We start from the raw sequence: 2,719 nt of genomic DNA, 5'->3' as shown, positions 1-2,719 counted from the left end.
GCTCCTGTCATAAGTGTAAATCTATTTACTACCTTTGTCATAGCGATTAGACCGACATTTTGGCTGAATGATGTAACTGGTGGACATCCAAATAAACCTGTTATAGAGCTGGCAAATCCATCACATGCAAGAGAGCCTGAGATTTCTCTTTCTGTGATTTCTCTATCCAATCCCTTTGCAACTACTGCAGATGTATCACCTATAGTTTCAGCTGCTGAAACCATAAATATAATGCACACAGATACAATTGCATTGATATTAAACTCTGGTGCTATCGGTAAAATTCTAGGGAATGCTATTATACCGTTAGATAAAATTCCTGATAAATCCACAACGCCTAAGAAAATTGCAACCACATATCCCACTAATAAACCAAATAATACAGATAATTGCTTCCAATATGATTTTGCAAAAATATTAAATAATAGACATGCTGCTAATGTAATTAATCCAAGCATAAGATTTTGTGCAGAACCAAAATTTTCTGTATATCCTCCACCAAATGAACGAACACCTACAGTTAGTAGAGAATAACCTATAGTTGTAACTACAAGACCAGAGACAACTGGTGTGATAATTATTCTCCAGTATTTTGCAAATAGACCTATTGTCCCCTCAAAAATACCGCCGACAATAACTGCACCTACAACAGTTGGATATCCATATTGCGTACCTATGTAAGATAAAATTGTGACGACTGTAAAGCTTACACCCATAACAATCGGCAATTTTGATCCTACTCTACCAATAGGATATAACTGAATTAATGTTGCAATCCCTGCCATAAACATAGCATTTTGCAATAGCATTGTAATTTGCTCTTGTGCTAAGCCTGAAGCAGCTCCAATTAGCATAATCGGAGTTAAGTTAGCTACGAACATAGCAAGTATGTGTTGCAATCCAAATGGAATCGCTTTAGCCACAGGAACACGTCCGTCTAACTGATAGATGTTACTGATACTAGAACTTGTTTCTTTTCTTTTTTCCATAATAATTCCTTTTCCTTTTGTAATTTTTACATCTATTTATAAATGCACTTTTATAATACTATAAATTTTTTTGTAATACAATTACATAAATCATTATTTTTCGATTTTTTATGAACAATTAAAATATCCAGTCTAAGAACAATCATCTTTTGACTGGATATTTCGTAGTTTATTTATTTAAATGTCTGTTATTTTATTTTTTGGATTAAACGGGCATCTCTTACCGATGCATTGTGCATTTCTATCGCTAAACTGACAAGTTACATCTGATTTTTCCATAGAAATTCCGAATTTATCAGCTACAAAATCAATTGCAGTTCCGATAGCTAGGTATGAATCTCTCTTACAGCATCTAGGTCCCCCAACTTCGCCTATTTTCTTCAAGGCCTCTGAAGTAGCTAAATTTGATTGTCCCCAGGTTTCTGTAGTGAGAGGGCTTGCCTCCGTGATTATGCTTATGAATATACCTACTGATACGCCTGCACCGCAAGCTCCCCAGAATCCACAAGCTCCTCCTGGAACTTGTTGGCCTCTTATCTCCATTTCTTTTAGGGCTTTTTCTAAATCTATGTCGCCACCTGCATTTTTATATGCAGTAAGTAGTGCTGCACCTACTAATGTGTGGTGTTCTGGACCGTGCATGTGTATGAAGTCCTTTTTCATTATATCTGTGATTATTTCGTAAGGATTTTTGCTTGATGAGCTCAAGCACGCAAATTTTATAAGGTCTACTCCCTTGTTGTGGCATTCATCACAGACAAAATGGCCATCTACACAGCACGCCTTACTCATAACTTTTTTGCCACAGATTACACATTCCATCTCTTCTGACTCGTTTAGATACTTTAATTTTTTACCACATATAAGACATTCTTCTACTTGTTTCACTAATATCTCTCCCCTTTGTAAATATCGATTTATTTTACATATCCTGTGTTGAAATCTATTATGTTTTTTAATTCTTCCCCATTTAAAAATCTCTTCAAATTATCTAAGCTTATGTCAAATATACGTTCATAAGTTTCAGCTAGGTAATACCATCCTGAAACATGTGGTGTCATGACTATGTTTTTTATGCCCCAAAGTCTGTGATTAGCTGGAAGTGGCTCTGGGTCTACAACGTCTATCCCTGCTCCTAGTAAATGTCCGCTTTCGACAGCATCGCATAGAGCTTCTGTATCTACAGATGCGCCTCTACCTACATTTAGTAAAATACTGCCTGCCTTCATAAGAGCTATTCTCTCTCTTGAGAATAATTTTTGAGTTTCCTTTGTTGAAGGTAGGCAAAGTGCTACGATATCGGCATTTGGTAGCAAGTTGTCTAACTCGTCGTTTAAATATAATTCGTCTATGAAATCAGGTTTTTCGCTCGGTCTTCTCTTTACGCCGATTGTATATCCGCCGAATGCTTTTACCATTTTTGCGAAGTTACATCCTATGTTGCCTAGACCTACAATCAGTACCTTTGAATTGTAAATTGTCTTTACTTGACCTTCACTTTTCCATATTCTTTCGTTTTGGTTGTCTCTGTAAAGGTGTAATTTTTTTATTATTTCTAGAAGCATTGCAAACATGTGCTCTGATACTGCTAGGCCGTATGCTCCTGTTGAATTAGTTAAAACTACATCCTCTGCCAAAATTCCATCCTTTATATATTGATCTACCCCTGCTGTGTTTAAGTGAAGCCATTTTAGATTAGTTGAACCCTTTACCATTTCTACCTTTGGGCT

3 protein-coding genes are annotated in these 2,719 nt (G+C 36.2%); all 3 read right to left on the bottom strand.

Annotated features, from left to right (window positions below; genetic code table 11):
- Positions 1 to 989, bottom strand: a 989-nt coding sequence (locus MR593_RS00915) for a uracil-xanthine permease family protein (protein WP_290685952.1), incomplete at its 3' end; no start/stop codon positions are given.
- Between the two features lie 177 nt (positions 990 to 1,166).
- Positions 1,167 to 1,877 carry a DUF5714 domain-containing protein gene (locus tag MR593_RS00910; RefSeq protein ID WP_290685950.1) on the bottom strand — a complete coding sequence of 237 codons (711 nt, stop codon included), beginning with the start codon at positions 1,875 to 1,877 and terminating at the stop codon, positions 1,167 to 1,169.
- Between the two features lie 29 nt (positions 1,878 to 1,906).
- A partial coding sequence (locus tag MR593_RS00905; RefSeq protein ID WP_290685947.1) for a D-2-hydroxyacid dehydrogenase occupies positions 1,907 to 2,719 on the bottom strand: 813 nt, incomplete at its 5' end.

It is taken from the genome of Intestinibacter sp. (genome assembly GCF_022780145.1).
GTDB lineage: Bacteria > Bacillota > Clostridia > Peptostreptococcales > Peptostreptococcaceae > Intestinibacter.
The sequence above is the reverse complement of the archived record's forward strand: the minus strand, read 5'-3'. Positions and strand labels throughout refer to the sequence as shown.